13 protein-coding genes are annotated in these 14,948 nt (G+C 70.8%); 9 read left to right on the forward strand and 4 right to left on the reverse strand.

What is annotated here, in order from left to right:
- Positions 1-8: 8 nt before the first annotated feature.
- From C1J01_RS16905 to C1J01_RS16915, 3 genes are read right to left on the reverse strand one after another with little or no spacing between them, the layout of a single operon-like run.
- Positions 9-2,276, reverse strand: a complete 2,268-nt coding sequence (locus tag C1J01_RS16905; protein ID WP_111179931.1) for an ABC transporter permease — start codon at positions 2,274-2,276, stop codon at positions 9-11.
- Complete coding sequence (locus C1J01_RS16910; protein ID WP_111179932.1) at positions 2,273-3,001, reverse strand: ABC transporter ATP-binding protein; 729 nt, start codon at positions 2,999-3,001, stop codon at positions 2,273-2,275. The genes C1J01_RS16905 and C1J01_RS16910 overlap by 4 nt, the downstream gene beginning before the upstream one ends.
- Complete coding sequence (locus C1J01_RS16915) at positions 2,998-3,504, reverse strand: PadR family transcriptional regulator (RefSeq protein ID WP_111179933.1); 507 nt, start codon at positions 3,502-3,504, stop codon at positions 2,998-3,000. The genes C1J01_RS16910 and C1J01_RS16915 overlap by 4 nt, the downstream gene beginning before the upstream one ends.
- Positions 3,505-3,636: 132 nt before the next feature.
- Between C1J01_RS16915 and C1J01_RS16920 the strand changes: the two genes are divergently transcribed.
- The 9 genes from C1J01_RS16920 (at position 3,637) to C1J01_RS16960 (ending at position 13,531) form a co-directional block, all read left to right on the forward strand.
- On the forward strand, positions 3,637-4,884 hold the full coding sequence (locus C1J01_RS16920) for an ABC transporter substrate-binding protein (protein WP_235854485.1): 1,248 nt from the start codon (positions 3,637-3,639) through the stop codon (positions 4,882-4,884).
- 7 nt (positions 4,885-4,891) lie between these two features.
- Entirely contained in the window at positions 4,892-6,211 is a 1,320-nt protein-coding gene (locus C1J01_RS16925) for an ABC transporter substrate-binding protein (protein WP_111179934.1), read from the forward strand.
- Between the two features lie 12 nt (positions 6,212-6,223).
- Positions 6,224-7,603, forward strand: a complete 1,380-nt coding sequence (locus tag C1J01_RS16930; RefSeq protein ID WP_111179935.1) for an ABC transporter permease subunit — start codon at positions 6,224-6,226, stop codon at positions 7,601-7,603.
- Positions 7,600-8,499 carry a carbohydrate ABC transporter permease gene (locus C1J01_RS16935; protein WP_111179936.1) on the forward strand — a complete coding sequence of 300 codons (900 nt, stop codon included), beginning with the start codon at positions 7,600-7,602 and terminating at the stop codon, positions 8,497-8,499. The genes C1J01_RS16930 and C1J01_RS16935 overlap by 4 nt, the downstream gene beginning before the upstream one ends.
- Before the next feature lie 80 nt (positions 8,500-8,579).
- Positions 8,580-9,953, forward strand: coding sequence for a M1 family metallopeptidase (locus C1J01_RS16940; protein WP_111179937.1), 1,374 nt, complete (start codon positions 8,580-8,582; stop codon positions 9,951-9,953).
- A gap of 69 nt (positions 9,954-10,022) precedes the next feature.
- Positions 10,023-10,700 carry a uracil-DNA glycosylase gene (locus tag C1J01_RS16945; protein ID WP_111179938.1) on the forward strand — a complete coding sequence of 226 codons (678 nt, stop codon included), beginning with the start codon at positions 10,023-10,025 and terminating at the stop codon, positions 10,698-10,700.
- A gap of 10 nt (positions 10,701-10,710) precedes the next feature.
- Positions 10,711-11,031 (forward strand): hypothetical protein, encoded by a 321-nt coding sequence (locus C1J01_RS16950; RefSeq protein WP_111179939.1) that lies wholly within the window; start codon positions 10,711-10,713, stop codon positions 11,029-11,031.
- Positions 11,032-11,136: 105 nt separating this feature from the next.
- Entirely contained in the window at positions 11,137-11,427 is a 291-nt protein-coding gene (locus C1J01_RS16955; protein WP_111179940.1) for an MTH1187 family thiamine-binding protein, read from the forward strand.
- A 292-nt stretch (positions 11,428-11,719) separates the two neighbouring features.
- Complete coding sequence (locus C1J01_RS16960; protein ID WP_111179941.1) at positions 11,720-13,531, forward strand: FAD-dependent monooxygenase; 1,812 nt, start codon at positions 11,720-11,722, stop codon at positions 13,529-13,531.
- Positions 13,532-13,747: 216 nt separating this feature from the next.
- Here the strand turns inward: C1J01_RS16960 and C1J01_RS16965 are convergent, their stop codons facing one another.
- Positions 13,748-14,338: a hypothetical protein gene (locus C1J01_RS16965; RefSeq protein WP_146615628.1), complete on the reverse strand. Its 591-nt coding sequence runs from the start codon at positions 14,336-14,338 to the stop codon at positions 13,748-13,750.
- Positions 14,339-14,948: the final 610 nt, after the last annotated feature.

Consider the following 14,948-nt stretch of genomic DNA (forward strand, 5'->3'; position numbering starts at 1 on the left):
CGCGGGCGTCAGCGTGCGGCGACCGGAACCTGCGCGCGGGCGGCGCGGCGGGCGGGGATCAGCGCGACCGCCAGGGCCGCGCCCACCGCGACCACCACGGTCACCGCCAGCGTCACCGGCGACGGCGCCCGGCCGATGCCCGCGCCGACACCACTGGTGTGGCCCTGCAGGTCGATCAGCGCGGTCACCACGGAGGCCCCCGCCGCCGCGCCCGCGCCGACCCCGAGCACGACGAGCAGCCCCGTCCCCGTCACGAGCGTGGCCATGACCTGACGCGGCGTGAGCCCCATGGCCTTCAGCACGGCCAGGTCGAAGGCGTGGTCGCGCAGCCCCAGCGCGCTCGCGGTGAGCAGGTTGGCCAGGCCGATCAGCGCCAGCACGCCGATCAGCGCCACGATCACCACCCGGATGACCGCCAGCCGGTCGGCCGGGTTGACCGCGGCCTGCACGTCGAGGCCCTCGGCGGACTCGCCCAGCAGCCGGCCCCGCACCTCCGCCGGGTCCGCCCCCGGCCGGAGCGCGAGCGCGTAGTAGGCCGGCGGCTCGGCGTCCTTCGCCGCCAGGCTGTCGAGGCCCAGCGAGAGCACCTCGCCGTCATGGTCGGGCTCGACGGCGCGGCCGACGATCCGGACGATCAGCGGGGTGCCGCCCACGGTGAGCCGCACCCGGTCGCCGATCTCCACCCCGAGCAGGTCGAGCAGGCCCTGCCCGGCGACGGCCTCGCCCTGGCGGGCGTACATGCGGCCCTCGACCACGGGGAACGGGTACGGCTGCGCCGAGCCGCCGATCGCCCGCACGCGTACGGACCGGGCCTCGCCCGGGGCCAGGGCGTTGACGTCGGTGCCCGGGTAGACGGCGGCCACGTCCTTGTCGCGCTCGGCGATGCGCTGGGCGGCGGCGGGCTCCAGCTTGCCGGGGCGGACGTACAGGGCGGCGTGCTGGCCGACCTGCTCGGGGTGGGACTTGAAGGAGTCGAGCGTGGACCACACGCCGAGCCCGATCGTGATCATCATCATCGGCACGGCCAGGCCGAACGCCGTCAGGAACGCCGGCACCCGGCGGGTGAAGGCATCGCGGGTGCCGAGGACGAGGGCGGGCGGGAGGCGTACGAGGAGGGCGAGGCGGGCCAGCCTGGACAGATGGCCACGCGGCGGGGCGGCCGGTGCGGCCGGGATCGGGGGCGTGCGCCCGCCGCGCCAGGCGGGCAGCCCCACGGCCGCCAGCACGACGAGGGCCGTGCCGGCGACGATGGCCAGCACGGGACCGGCCGCGACGGAGCTCGGGCCGAGCACGGCCGCCATGACGCCCCAGCCCGTGACCGCCCCGAGCGCGATGCCCAGCAGGCCGAGCGCGCCGTGCTCGACCAGGAGCAGCAGCGCCACCTGGCCCTTGGTGAAGCCCATCGACTTGAGCGTGGCCAGGTCACGCAGCTGGCCGAGCACCCGGCCGCCGGCGGCGTTGGCCAGCGCCAGCGCGGCGGCCACCAGACCCACCACGCCGAACAGCGCGAGGAGGGTGCCGAGCAGCCGGTTGTCCAGCTCCATCGAGGCCCTGACCTCGCGCCAGGTGTAGACGCGCTGCAGGCGGTCCTCCAGCATGACGACCGCGCGCTGCGAGACGACCTGGGACGCCTCGGGGTCGTCCAGGCGCAGCCCGGTCACCCACTCGCTGCGGGCCTGCACGGGCTCGACGCGGTCGAGCATGACGGGCAGCACGTACGCCAGACCGGGCGTCCACTCCGGGTAGAAGCCCTGGTCGGCGGAGTCGGCGATGCCGCGCACGTAGAGGGTGTGGCGGCCGCCGTTGAGCGCGATGACCGTGAACGGCGCGCCGATGCGCAGGCCCAGCGACCGGGCGAAGGAGCGTTCGACGACCACGCCGTCGGGCTGGGCGGGGTCCAGCCATCTGCCCTCGGTCACCACCGGGTGCGCCACCGCGGGCGGGGTGGCCGGCATCGCGCGCAGGGCCGCCGGGTCGCGCCTGCCGTCCTGCGCGACGGTGACGGGGGCCGAGCGGTACGGGCCGGCGGTCCGGGCGACGCCGTCGATGCCGCCGAGCGAGACCTGGGGGCCGTCCTTGGTGTAGATCCAGACGTGGGCGCCCTCGGTCTGTGCGAACAGGCCGCGCCACGGATTGGTGCCGTCTTCCAGCAATGTCACCGCGGTGATCAGGGCGGCCACGATGCCGGCCACGGCCAGCACGGTCAGCGCCGCCGGCCCCTTCCTGGCCCGCAGGTCGGCCCTGACCCACCGGCCGCCCGCCCTGGTGGTGCTCATCTCAGGTCGATGACCTCTCCGGCGGTGCCGGTACGGCGGCGGGTGATGCGGCCGTCGTCGACGATCTCGCCGTCGAACAGCGACACCACGCGGTCGGCCAGGCTCGCCACGCGGGCGTCGTGGGTGACCATGACGATCGTCTGGCCGTCTTTGTGCACGTCGCCGAGCAGGCGGAGCACGTCGCGGGTGTTGCGGCTGTCGAGGTTTCCGGTGGGCTCGTCGGCGAGTAACAGCGCCGGCTCGTTGGCCAGCGCCCTGGCCAGCGCGACCCGCTGCTGCTCACCGCCGGACAGCTGGGCGGGCGCGGCGTCGGCGCGGTCGGTGAGGTTGAGCGCCGCCAGGAGGCTCTCCCTGCGCCGGCGGGCCACCTTGGGCGAGGCCCCGGACAGCAGTGCGGGCAGCTCGACGTTGTCGCCGACGGTCATGTTGGCGACGAGGTTGAAGAACTGGAAGACGAAGCCGATCTTCTTGCGGCGCAGCAGCGCCCAGGCGCTCTCCGAGAGCGTGTCGACGCGCTTGCCGTCGAGCCAGATCTCGCCGCTGGTGCGGGTGTCGAGGCCGCCGAGCATGTGGACGAGCGTGGACTTCCCCGACCCGGACGGCCCCATGACCGCGACGAACTCCCCCGGCTGGACCTGCAGGTCCACCCCGCGCACGGCCGGCACGGGGACCGCGCCGTCCTGGTAGATCTTGACCAGGTTGACCGTTCTGACGACGGCGTTCACGCGAGGTCCTCCTGACAGCGTTCGAGCCAGTCGAGGTCGGCCTGCAGATGCAGCATGGCGCCCTCGATGAGCAGCGTCGCCACCCGGTCGGCGGGCGGCGTGCGGGACAGCAGCTCGTTGAGGTCGCTCATGAGCGACAGGTAGTGGCGGCGCTGCCGGCTGATCAGGGCCATCCGGTCGGCGATGCCGGTGAGCGGGGCCAGCACGAGCTTCATGAAGAACTCGTCGCGCACGCGGGGGCCCTCGGTGGGCTCGTCGACCCAGATCTCCAGCACCTCGCGGCCCTTGGCGGTCAGGTAGTAGACCTTCTTGTTGGGCCGGTTGGACTGCTCGACGTCGACCGCCCTGACCAGGCCGTCCTTTTCCAGCCGGCCGAGGGTGACGTATATCTGCCCGATGTTGGGGGAGGGATAGGCGCTGCCGAAGGTCTGCTCCAGCGCCTGTTTCAGCTCGTAACCGTGCGCCGGCTCCTTGGCCAGCAGCGCCAGCAGGTGAAGCCGCACCGCCCCACCTCCCCGCGTTGTGTTACGCATGCGTTACGGAGTTATCCGTTGACCTACAGATTACAGGTGTGCATAACATAAATGCATCTACCTAACACGTATGTAAAACACTCTGAACACGGAGGAAACAGCGTGCTTCGCCCGCTTTCCCTGCTGCTGGCCGTCACACTCGCGGCCGGCTGCGCGGCGGCGGGCGATGAGGGCGGCGGCGGATCCGGTACGGGCGGAACAGGCCCCATCACCTTCGCCACCGGCCGCGACACCACGGCGTACCTGCAACCCCTGCTGGACCGCTGGAACCAGGCCCACCCGGCCGAGAAGGTGACGCTGCTGGAGCTGCCCGAGGCCGCCGACGAGCAACGCGCCCAGATGGTGGCCAACCTCCAGGCCCGCAGCAGCCGTTACGACGTGCTCGGCCTGGATGTGATCTTGACCGCCGAATTCGCGGAGAACGGCTGGATCATCCCCCTGGAGCGCGGGTTGTTCCCGCTCGACAGGTTCCTGCCGCCCGTCGTGGAGACGGCGCTCTACAAGGGCAAGCTCTGGGCGGTCCCGTACACCAGCAACGCGGGGTTGCTCTACTACCGGACCGACCTGGTGGACAAGCCGCCCAGGACGTGGGCCGAGCTACGCGACCAAGCACGCGAAATCACGAAAAAGCACGACATTGGTGGCTACGCCGGGCAATTCCTGGCGTACGAAGGACTCACCGTCAACTTCTCCGAGGCCGTGCAGTCGGCCGGCGGCGAGATCGTCAGCCGCGACGGCGGCGAGGTCACCCTCGACCCGGCCACCGGCGGCACCGCCCTGGACTTCCTGATCCAGGGCGTACGCGAAGGCTGGATCCCGAAGGAGTCGCTGAACTACAAGGAGGAGGAGTCCCGCCTGGCCTTCCAGGAGGGCAGGCTGGCCTTCGCCCGCAACTGGCCGCACGCCTACGGCCCCGCCAAGGCCGAGCTGGGCGACAAGGTGGCCGTGACGCGGCTGCCCGGCCTGAACGGGCCCGGGTCCAGCACGCTCGGCGGCGCCAACCTCGCCGTCAGCGCCTTCTCCAAGCACCAGCAGACCGCGCAGGAGTTCATCCGCTACTTCACGAGCCTGGAGAACGAGCGGCGGGTGCTCACCGAGGGCTCCTTCCCGCCCGTGTGGACGGAGCTCTACGACGACCCCGAGCTCATCGAGCGCTTCCCCTACCTGCCCGTGCTCAAGGAGAGCATCCTGACGGCGAAGGCACGGCCGGTGAGCGCCAACTACAACCAGCTGAGCCTGGTGATCGCCAGTTCGGTCGCCAAGGTGCTCGGCGATCCCACCCCCGAGTCCGCCGACGACGTGGCGGCCTCGATGAAATCCGAACTCGAAGAGATCATCAGAACCCAGTGAGGCAGCCATGCGAAAAGGCAGAGCAGCAGCGATCCTGGCCGGGCTCGCGGTAGCCGTCGCCGCCTGCGGCAACGCGCCGACCACGACGGACCCCACCGGCTCGGCGTCGGCTCCGGCGAGCGGGGGCGCCAAGCCGCTGCAGGGCGTGACGCTCGAGGTGGCCGCCAAGTGGACGGGCGCCGAGCAGAAGAACTTCGAGCAGGTGCTCAAGGCCTTCTCCGACAAGACCGGCGCCCAGGTGACGTACGCCTCCACCGGTGAGGACACCGGGGCCTACCTCGGCCCGCGCATCCAGGGCGGCAGCCCGCCCGACGTGGCGATCCTGCCGCAGCCGGGCCTGGTGCAGCAGTACGCCGACCAGGACGCGCTCAAGCCGCTGAGCGACGAGGTCATCCAGGAGATCGACGCCAACTACACGCCGTACTGGAAGGAGCTCGGCTCGGCCGACGGCCAGGTCTACGGCGTGCTGATCAAGGCGGCGCACAAGTCGCTGGTGTGGTACCGCAGCCAGGCGTTCGAGGACGCCGGCGTGCAGCCCCCGACCACGTGGGACGAGATGGTGACGGCCGCGCAGACCGTCGCCGACTCCGGCACCCCGCCCTTCTCCTTCTGCGGCGCCTCCGGCTGGACGTTGACCGACCTCTTCGAGAACGTCTACCTGTCCACCGCCGGCCCCGAGAACTACGACAAGCTCTCCAAGCACGAGATCCCGTGGACCGACCCCACCGTGACCACGGCGCTGGAGAAGATCCAGCAGATCGTCAAGAACGACTTCCTGGTCGACGGCACCTCCGGCACCATGCAGACCGACTTCCCGACCTGCGTGAGCAAGGTGTACGGCACCGACGACGCCGCCATGGTCATCGAGGCCGACTTCGTGGCCGTCGAGGCCGTGCAGTCGGGCGCCAAGGTCGGCGACGAGGCGAAGTACTTCCCGTTCCCGAAGGTCGGCGACACCGCCCCGGTCGTGCTCGGCGGCGACGTCGCGGTGGCCATGAAGGACTCCCCCGGCGCCATGGCGCTGCTGCAGTTCCTGGCCTCCAAGGAGGGCGGCGAGATCTGGGCCAAGCTGCCCGGCTACCTGTCGCCCAACAAGAACGTCTCCCCCACCAACTACCCCGACGAGCTGACCAGGCAGCTCGGCCAGACGATCGTCTCGGCCGGCGACGCCGTCCGCTACGACATGTCCGACCTGGCGCCGAGCGCCTTCGGCGGCACCGACGGCAAGGGCGAGTGGAAGGTGCTGCAGGACTTCCTGCGCGACCCGAGCGACATCAAGGGCGCTCAGGAGGCGCTGGAGTCCGAGGCCGCCAAGGCCTGGAAGTAAAGAGGTAAGGCCGTGACCGAACGGTTGGACGGCCGGCAGGCCCCGCCCGCGGACGCCGCGGGCGGGCCCTCCACCGGACCGGCTGCACCCCCCAGCAAGAAACCACGCCTCGGCCCCTCGCCGGCGGTCGCCATCGCCTTCCTCCTCCCGGCGGCGCTGCTGCTGGGCATCTGGGTGGTCTACCCGATCGGCTACTCCCTGTTCCGCAGCCTGTTCGACGCCTCGGGCCAGGGGTTCGTGGGGCTGGGCAACTACGCCACGATCTTCACCGACTCGGGCATGCTCACCACGATCCGCAACAACCTCATCTGGGTGGTCGTCGCGCCGATCGTGGTCACCACGCTGGGCCTGATCTTCGCGGTGCTGACCGAGCGCATCCGGTGGGCGACGGCGTTCAAGCTGATCGTCTTCATGCCGATGGCGGTCTCGCTGATGGCGGCCGGCGTGATCTTCCGCCTCGTGTACGAGGAGAACCCGGACCGCGGTGTGGCCAACGCCATCCTCACCACCGTCCACGACACGTTCTCCTCCTCGCAGGGCTATCCGGAGGCCCGGCCGCGCGAGGGCGACCAGTCCCCGGTCACCGACCAGAACGGCGCGGTCGTCACCAAGCAGGCCGCGCAGGCGGGACAGCCGGTGCTGATCCCGATCGTCGGCGTGCGGCAGGAGTTCATGCCCGACGACGCGGCGCCGGCGCAGGCCCCAGCGGCCGGCGACGGCCTGGCCGGGACGGTCTGGTTCGACTTCACCCCCGGAGGCGGCGGCGTGAACGGCGCCGTGGACGGCTCCGAGCGCGGCCTGCCCGGCATGACCGTGGAGGCGGTGAGCAGCGGCGGCGAGGTCGCGGCGACCGCGACGACGGCCGAGGACGGCACCTTCCGGTTCGAGGGCCTGCCCGCGGGCTCCTACACCGTACGGCTGCCGCAGTCGAACTTCGAGGCCTCCTACAACGGGCTGACCTGGCTCGGGCCGACGCTCATCACGCCCGCCATCATCGGCGCGTTCGTCTGGGTGTGGGCCGGGTTCGCCATGGTGCTGATCGCGGCCGGGCTGGCGGCGATCCCGCGCGACGCGCTGGAGGCCGCCCGCATCGACGGCGCCACGGAGTGGCAGGTGTTCCGCAAGATCACCGTCCCGCTGCTGTCGCCGGTGCTGCTCGTCGTCTTCGTGACGATGATCATCAATACGCTGAAGGTGTTCGACCTGGTCTTCATCATCGCGCCGGCCTCCGTGCAACCGCAGGCGAACGTGGTGGCGCTGGAGATGTGGCGGGTGTCGTTCGGCGGCGGGGGCAACCAGGGCCTGGGCAGCGCCCTCGCGATCTTCCTGCTGCTCCTGGTCCTCCCCTTCATGATCATGAACATCCGCAGGTTCCGGAGGGGAGACTCATGACCACCGCGACAGTCCCGGCCCCGTCGAGGCTGGAGGCGGGGGCGCCCCGCAGGGGCCTGGCGAGCAGGATCGTCGACCGCCTGGGCAGCGGCGCCGTGCAGGTCGTCATGGTCGTGCTCGGCCTGTTCTGGCTGGTGCCGACGCTGGGCCTGCTGGTCGTCTCGCTGCGCACCACCCAGGTCAACAACGCGGAAGGCTGGTGGTCGGTCTTCACCAAGCCGGCCGAGCTCACCATCCAGAACTACGCGAACCTGCTGGGCAGCGGCTTCACCGCCTCGTTCTGGAACACCGTGGCCATCACGGTGCCGACGACCGTCCTGGTCATCGGCATCGCGGCCATGGCGGCGTACGCGTTCGCGTGGATGGACTTCCCCGGCCGCGACACCGCGTTCCTCGTGGTCGTCGGGCTGCTCATCGTGCCGATCCAGATCGCGCTGATCCCCGTCGCGAGCCTGTACGGCGCCGCCGGCATCTTCGGCACGATCCCGGGAGTGGTGCTGTTCCACGTGGCGTTCGGGTTGCCTTTCGCGATCTTCCTGCTCCGCAACTTCTTCGTCGGCATTCCCTCCTCCCTGCTGGAGGCCGCCAGGATGGACGGCGCCTCGGAGTGGAAGATCTTCGCGCAGGTGGTGTTCCCACTGGGCAAGCCCGCCATCGCCTCGCTGGGGATCTTCCAGTTCCTGTGGGTGTGGAACGACATGCTGATCGCGCTGGTCTTCGCCGACACCGGCAACCAGCCGATGACGAAGTATCTGCAGTCGCAGATGCGGCAGTTCGGGTCGAACGTCGACATCCTGTCGTCCGGCGCGTTCATGTCGCTGATCATTCCGCTGGTCCTGTTCTTCGCGTTCCAGCGGTACTTCGTCCAGGGCATGATGGCCGGTTCCGTGAAGTGACCTGACGGGCGCCCGCCTCCCAGAGGGGGGCAGGCGGGCGCCCGCCGTAACGTCCGGCCGGACGGCCTCGATGATCCTTCATGACGCGTCTCCTCGCTCTCGCCGCAGCGACCCTCATCGCGCTCCCCGCCTCCCCCGCCGCCGCCCTGCCCGGCACGCCGGGCGCTCCGGGGGCGGGCGACCCCTACTTCCCCGGCCAGGGCAACGGCGGCTACGACGCCGGCCACTATGACCTGCGGCTCGACTACGAGCCGTCCTCCGGCCGCCTGTCCGCCGAGGCCCGCATCGCCGCCCGCGCCACGCAGGCGCTCAGCCGCTTCAACCTCGACCTGGTCGACACGCTGTCGGTGAGCTCCGTGAGCGTCGACGGGCGGCCCGCCGCACACGCCCAGAGCGGCTCCGAGCTGGTCGTCACGCCGTCGCGGCCGCTCGCCGCCGGCCGCGGCTTCTCGATCGTCGTCCGGTACGGCGGAAAGCCCGTCCACGTCATCGACCCCGACGGCTCCCGGGACGGCTGGATCAAGACCAGCGACGGCGTCTTCAACGCCAACGAACCCCAGGGCGCGATGACCTGGTACCCCGGCAACCACCACATGACCGACAAGGCCACCTACCGGTTCACGGTGACCGTGCCGAGCACCCGGGTCGCCGTCGCCAACGGCGACCTCGTCTCGACCACGGCGAAGGGCGGCCGGACGACGTACGTGTGGGACTCCAAGGAGCCGATGGCCAGCTACCTGGCCACGGTGTCGATCGGGAAGTTCGAGCTCGCCGACGCCCGGCTCGGCGGCTACCGCGTCACCACCGCCGTCGATCCCAAGCTGGCCGGCGACGCCGCGGGCTTCCCCGAGCGGCACGCCCCCATGCTCGACTACTTCGGCTCGCTCTTCGGGCCGTACCCGTACTCCTCGACCGGGGGGATCGTCGACCACGCGCCCGAGGTCGGCTACGCCCTGGAGACGCAGACCCGGCCCATCTACCCGCGGGTGCCGAGCGACGCGCTGCTCGCGCACGAGCTGGTGCACCAGTGGTTCGGCAACTCGGTCACCCCCGCGCTGTGGCGCGACATCTGGCTGAACGAGGGCTTCGCCACGTACGGGGAATGGCTCTGGGCCGAGCACGCCGGCACCAGGACCACGCAGGAGTCGTTCGACGCCGCGTACGCGAGAGACGCCGGCGACGCGTTCTGGCAGACGCCGCCCGCCGACCCCGGCGGCCCGGAGAACCTCTTCCACGCGCCCGTCTACGACCGCGGCGCGATGGCGCTGCACGCCCTGCGCCGCGAGGTCGGCGACGCGGCGTTCTTCGCGATCCTGCGGGCCTGGGCGACCGAGCACAAGTACGGCAACGCCGACACCGCCGCCTTCGTCGCCCTGTCGGAGCGGGTGGCGGGCCGCCAGCTCGACGCCCTCTTCGACGCCTGGCTCCTCAAGCCCGGCAAGCCGTCGCTGTGATCATTCTGGTACGGCTGGAACCGACGTTTCGGCTACAAGCCCTACCAGACCTGACTAAGCTCAACGGCCATGGCCGGTCGTCCACTGAACGAAGTCGTCGAAGCAGGGTGGGCTCGCGCGCTCGAGCCCGTCGCCGAGCAGATCGCCCTGATGGGTGAGTTCCTGCGCAAGGAGATCGCCGAAGGGCGCCAGTATCTCCCTGCGGGCGGGAACGTCCTGCGTGCGTTCAACCAGCCCTTCGACGAGGTCAAGGTGCTCATCGTGGGCCAGGACCCGTACCCGACGCCCGGCCACCCGGTCGGGCTGTCGTTCTCGGTGGCGCCCGACGTGCGGCCTCTGCCCGGCAGCCTGGTCAACATCTACAAGGAGATGGAGACCGACCTCGGCCTGCCCCGGCCGTCCAACGGCGACCTGACGCCGTGGGCCGAGCAGGGCGTGCTGCTGCTCAACAGGGTCCTCACCGTGATGCCCGGCAAGCCCGCCTCCCACCGCGGCAAGGGCTGGGAGCAGGTCACCGAGCAGGCCATCAAGGCCCTGGTGGCGCGCGACAAGCCGATGGTCGCCATCCTGTGGGGCCGCGACGCCCGCAACCTCGCGCCCATGCTCGGCAGCGTGCCGCGCATCGAGTCTGCGCACCCGTCGCCGCTCTCCGCGCGCAGCGGGTTCTTCGGATCCCGGCCGTTCAGCCGCGCCAACGAGCTGCTCGTCCAGCAGGGCGCGGCTCCCGTCGAGTGGAAGCTGCCCTAGCATCGTCGCCATGAGTGAAGAACCGAAGTTCCTGCGCCTCACGGTCGAGCTGACCGTCGAAGTGCTCGACATGGAGGCGCTGCAGGCCGCGGCGCTGGCAGAGATCAGACACCCCGACGCCGACCTCAGCGACGAGGAGCGTACGGAGCAGGCCGAGCTGGTCGCCTCCGACGACACCGGCGCCTCGGCGTTGCAGTGGCTGATCGAGCCTGACCACGTGCTGCAGCTCGTCGACCACATCGGCGAGATCGAGCCTCGCGAGGCCGTGCTCGGCGTCGAGCCGTCGGAGGGGCTGAGCGAAGATGAGGACGAGGAGCACGACCACGCGTGACGCGTACGCGGTGAGGTAGGGCGGCGGCCACGGCGTTCAGACGTCGTGGCTTTTCGCTGCCTTGACTAAGATCGGAAGCCTCCGGATCGCGCGAGAGGGCAGCCGATGATCGTCGCATTCTCCATCACCCCGCTGGGCGTCGGCGAAGGGGTCGCCGAGCCGGTGGCCCGCGCCGTCAAGGTGGTCCGCGACAGCGGCCTGCCGAACCGGACGGACGCGATGTTCACCACGATCGAGGGCGAGTGGGACGAGGTCATGGACGTCGTCAAGCGGGCCGTGGACGCCGTGGCCGAGGTCGCGCCCCGCGTCAGTCTGGTGTTGAAGGCGGACATGCGTGAGGGTGTCACCGATGGGATGACCTCCAAGCTCGAGTCCCTGGAACGCCACCTGCTCTGATATTTCGCGACATCGGCGCCTGCGTCGAGTACACCCGCAGTGTTGGCCGGCCGCGAGAGCGCAGGCCGGCCACATGCTCAACTCCTGGTCGGCGAGCATTGCGAGGGCGGCGACCTCGTCGTGCGCGACGTCCACCTGCCCGCTTGACCTCGTCCCCGGACCCTGATCGCCGCGACCGGCGCCCACATCCGGTCTTGTCGCCGATTTCGAGATATGTCTTGAAAGCCTTCGAGACGCGACATATCGTGTTGCCGTCGGCTAACGCGATAGTACGCGTTTTCTGGAGGTGGACATGGAAGAGCAGGTGCCGGGCGTGGAGTACGAGCGGGTGCCGGTCCTGGTGGTCGGCGCGGGGTATGCGGGGCTGAGCGCGGCGACGCTGCTGGCCTGGCGTGGGATCCCGGTCATGCTGGTCGAACGGCATGCGAGCACGTCGGTCCAGCCGAAGGCGTTCGGCGTGGGGCCGCGGGCGGTCGAGCTGCTGCGTCCCGTCCCGGGGCTGGAGGAACGGCTCGCGAGCGTCTGGGCGGGCATCGGCGACAACATGCGCATCGCCATCGCCAAGAGCCTGACCGACCCGCAGCCTCACATGATCATGAACGACGAGCAGGAGGAGCTCGCCTTCCTGGCGGACATCACGCCCGCCAGGCTCGTCGGGGCGCCGCAGGCCGAGATCGAGCGCATCCTGCGTGACAAGGCCGAGGAACTCGGCGCGGACCTGCGGTTCTCCACCGAGCTGGTCTCGCTCGACCAGGACGCCGACGGCGTCACGGCCCTCATCCGCGGCCAGGACGGCGACCGGCTCGTACGCGCCGAATACGTGGTGGCCGCCGACGGATACCGCAGCCCGCTGCGCCGGATGCTGGACGTCCCGGTCTCGGGCCAGGGCGAGCTGGGCCGGATGTGCTCGATCATGTTCGACGCCGACCTGACCGGGCTGGTCCGGGAGCGCGAGGTCACCCTCTGGTACCTGCAGAACGACGTCTTCACCGGCGTCATCGTCACCGGCACCGGGGTCGGGTCACACGTGCTCGGCGTCAACTACGCCGAGGGCGAGGGCGACTTCAGCGAGCAGCGCTGCGTCGAGCTGGTGCGGATCGCGACGGGCCGGCCGGATCTGGACGTGCGGGTGCTGGACACGGCGTCGTTCGCGATGGCGCACGTGCTGGCGGACACGTACCGGGCCGGGCGGGTCTTCTTCGCCGGCGACGCCGCCCACACGATGCCGCCCACCGGCGGGCAGGGCGGCAGCACCGCCCTCCAGGACGGCTGCGACCTGGCCTGGCGGCTGTGGCTGGTGCTCACCGCGCAGGCCGGGCCGGCCTTTCTCGACACCTACGACGCCGAACGCCGCCCGGTCGGCGCCGTGACCGCCGACATGCAGCTCGCCAACCTGGGCCGGCGCATGCCTCCGGCCGCCCGGATCGGCTACCCGGAGCCGATCGACGATCCGGCGGGCGTGCTCATCGGCTACCGCTACCACTCCTCCGCGATCATCGAGGACCCCGGCGACGACGGCTCCATCCTGGAGGACCCCCGCGTACCGAACGGCCGCCCCGGCAGCCGAGCCCCCCACGTCACGCTCGACCGGGACGGTGAACGCCTGTCCACGATCGACCTCTTCGGCCCCGACCTCGTCCTCCTCACCACGGCCCAACCCTGGATGGACGCGGCCCACCAGGTCAAAACCCGCCTCGGCATCCGCATGACCCGAATCCTGATAACCGACCACCCTCCAACGAACACCGCAGATCCCCACCCAAAGGACCTAGAGCGCCACTCCCTCACGGCCCCGGAAACCAACCGCCTCACGGACGCGGACGACCACCTCGCGAACGCGGCTGGCCACAACACCACAGACGCAGCGGCCCACTTCGCCGACGTGGACGGCCACTCCACCACGAACGTGGACGGCCACCTCGCCAACGTGGACGGTCACTGCCTTACGGATGTGGAGGGCCGGTTCGGGGAGCGGTACGGCGTACGCGGGGGCGGCGCCGTACTGGTCCGCCCCGACGGCTACGTAGCCTGGCGCTCCCCCGACCTCGACCCCGACCCCGCCACCACCCTCGACAAGGCCCTACGCCAAATCCTCAACCGCTGACCACCACCTACAGCCGCCCCCGTACCGACCTCGCCCGATCGGGCAACGACGCTGGCCGGGACCCGCCTGACACCGCGCGACCCGCCAGTGCATTCCACCACCGGTCCTGGTCGAGCCCGCGCGGAAATGGCATCTGGCCGCGACGTACCCCACGACGGTGCCGGTTGGGTTCCGAGGTCGGTGCCGGTGGGGTGAGTCGTCAGCCGTGGCGGGGGTTCAGGCGCGGCGGTGGGTGTGGAGGAGGCGTTCGCGGCGGGTGCGGAGTTTGTCGCGGAGATGCTCCAGTTTGCGGCAGCGTTCCTCCAGGCGGTCCACCAGTATGTCGACGGCGCCGGGAGTGCGGGGGTCCGGCGCCGTCATGCCGAGGGCCGCGACCTGCTGCGCGAAGTCGGCCAGTGCGTCCTGGTCGGCCGCGCGTCGCAGGAGCGCGAGCCCGGATTCGCGGGCACGTACGCTGGCGGGCAGCTCGACGTCCAGCTCGGCCAGCAGCCGCCCGATCTCCAGCAGCTCGGAGCCTCGCGGATCGGCCGACTCGATCAGCCGGCGCTCCTCCCGGACGAGCAGCTCCTCGTAGAGCTCCTCCGCCGGCCCGAGCTCGGCGAGCTCCCGTTCCACGGTGTCGAGGGCCATGGTGTACGCCTGCAGCCTGGCCTCCTGGGCGACCACGGCCTCCTGATCCCGTACCGCGATCGCGTTGAGCCTGCGCTGCGCCTCCCGGACTAAGCCGGCGATGGCCGTACGGCGCTTGGCCAGCTCGTCCCGGCGACGCGCCCGGCGACGGGCGATACGCAGATCTTCATCGATCATCTCAAACGGGATCACGTCACTTGGACGGGAGCACCCGCCGAAACGGTTCATAACAATCTTCACTTTTCTCACATAACCGGTCAGAACCGGCAAGCAGTCTTACCGCTTCCGACCCCCACCGTGACCGCCGACCAAGCCCACGCGACGATCAGCAGGCCAAGATCCGCGTCCCGATGACGCCGACGAGGATCAGCCCCAAGCACGCCAGTTGGAGCCTTCGCCCACGACGAGGACGCCGACGGCGGCTACGCCCACCGCAGCTAGATTGCCCCAGACCATGTAGGCGGTCCCCATCGGCAGCTCACGGAGGAGAGCATGACAAGGCTCAGCGCGGCGGCCGCTACGCCGATGACCGCCGGCCACAGCCGCGTGAACCCCGGCGACCACTCAAGCGCCGTGGGCCCAGATGGCCTCCACCAGTACGGCCCCGATGAGCAACAGCCGGGCGACGGCGGGTCCCGCACCGGGACGCCGACCGGCTCGGGAGGCCGTCCAGGGAACGCCAGGGCAAGCGCCGGCCGCCTGAGCCGCCGTTGGGCTGAGGGCGTTGCCGCGTGCAGTGGGCCTTTCCGTCCGCTTGATCGGTGGGTCAGGCGGCGAGGGTGGGGGT

This window comes from Nonomuraea aridisoli, assembly GCF_003236395.1.
GTDB lineage: Bacteria > Actinomycetota > Actinomycetes > Streptosporangiales > Streptosporangiaceae > Nonomuraea > Nonomuraea aridisoli.

What these genes read in the sequence shown, in the direction of transcription:
- C1J01_RS16905 (WP_111179931.1), bottom strand. Translation starts at nt 2,276, where the DNA reads ATGAGCACCACCAGGGCGGGCGGCCGGTGGGTCAGGGCCGACCTGCGG.
- C1J01_RS16925 (WP_111179934.1), top strand. Translation starts at nt 4,892, where the DNA reads ATGCGAAAAGGCAGAGCAGCAGCGATCCTGGCCGGGCTCGCGGTAGCC.
- C1J01_RS16935 (WP_111179936.1), top strand. Translation starts at nt 7,600, where the DNA reads ATGACCACCGCGACAGTCCCGGCCCCGTCGAGGCTGGAGGCGGGGGCG.
- C1J01_RS16940 (WP_111179937.1), top strand. Translation starts at nt 8,580, where the DNA reads ATGACGCGTCTCCTCGCTCTCGCCGCAGCGACCCTCATCGCGCTCCCC.
- C1J01_RS16945 (WP_111179938.1), top strand. Translation starts at nt 10,023, where the DNA reads ATGGCCGGTCGTCCACTGAACGAAGTCGTCGAAGCAGGGTGGGCTCGC.
- C1J01_RS16950 (WP_111179939.1), top strand. Translation starts at nt 10,711, where the DNA reads ATGAGTGAAGAACCGAAGTTCCTGCGCCTCACGGTCGAGCTGACCGTC.
- C1J01_RS16955 (WP_111179940.1), top strand. Translation starts at nt 11,137, where the DNA reads ATGATCGTCGCATTCTCCATCACCCCGCTGGGCGTCGGCGAAGGGGTC.
- C1J01_RS16960 (WP_111179941.1), top strand. Translation starts at nt 11,720, where the DNA reads ATGGAAGAGCAGGTGCCGGGCGTGGAGTACGAGCGGGTGCCGGTCCTG.
- C1J01_RS16965 (WP_146615628.1), bottom strand. Translation starts at nt 14,338, where the DNA reads ATGATCGATGAAGATCTGCGTATCGCCCGTCGCCGGGCGCGTCGCCGG.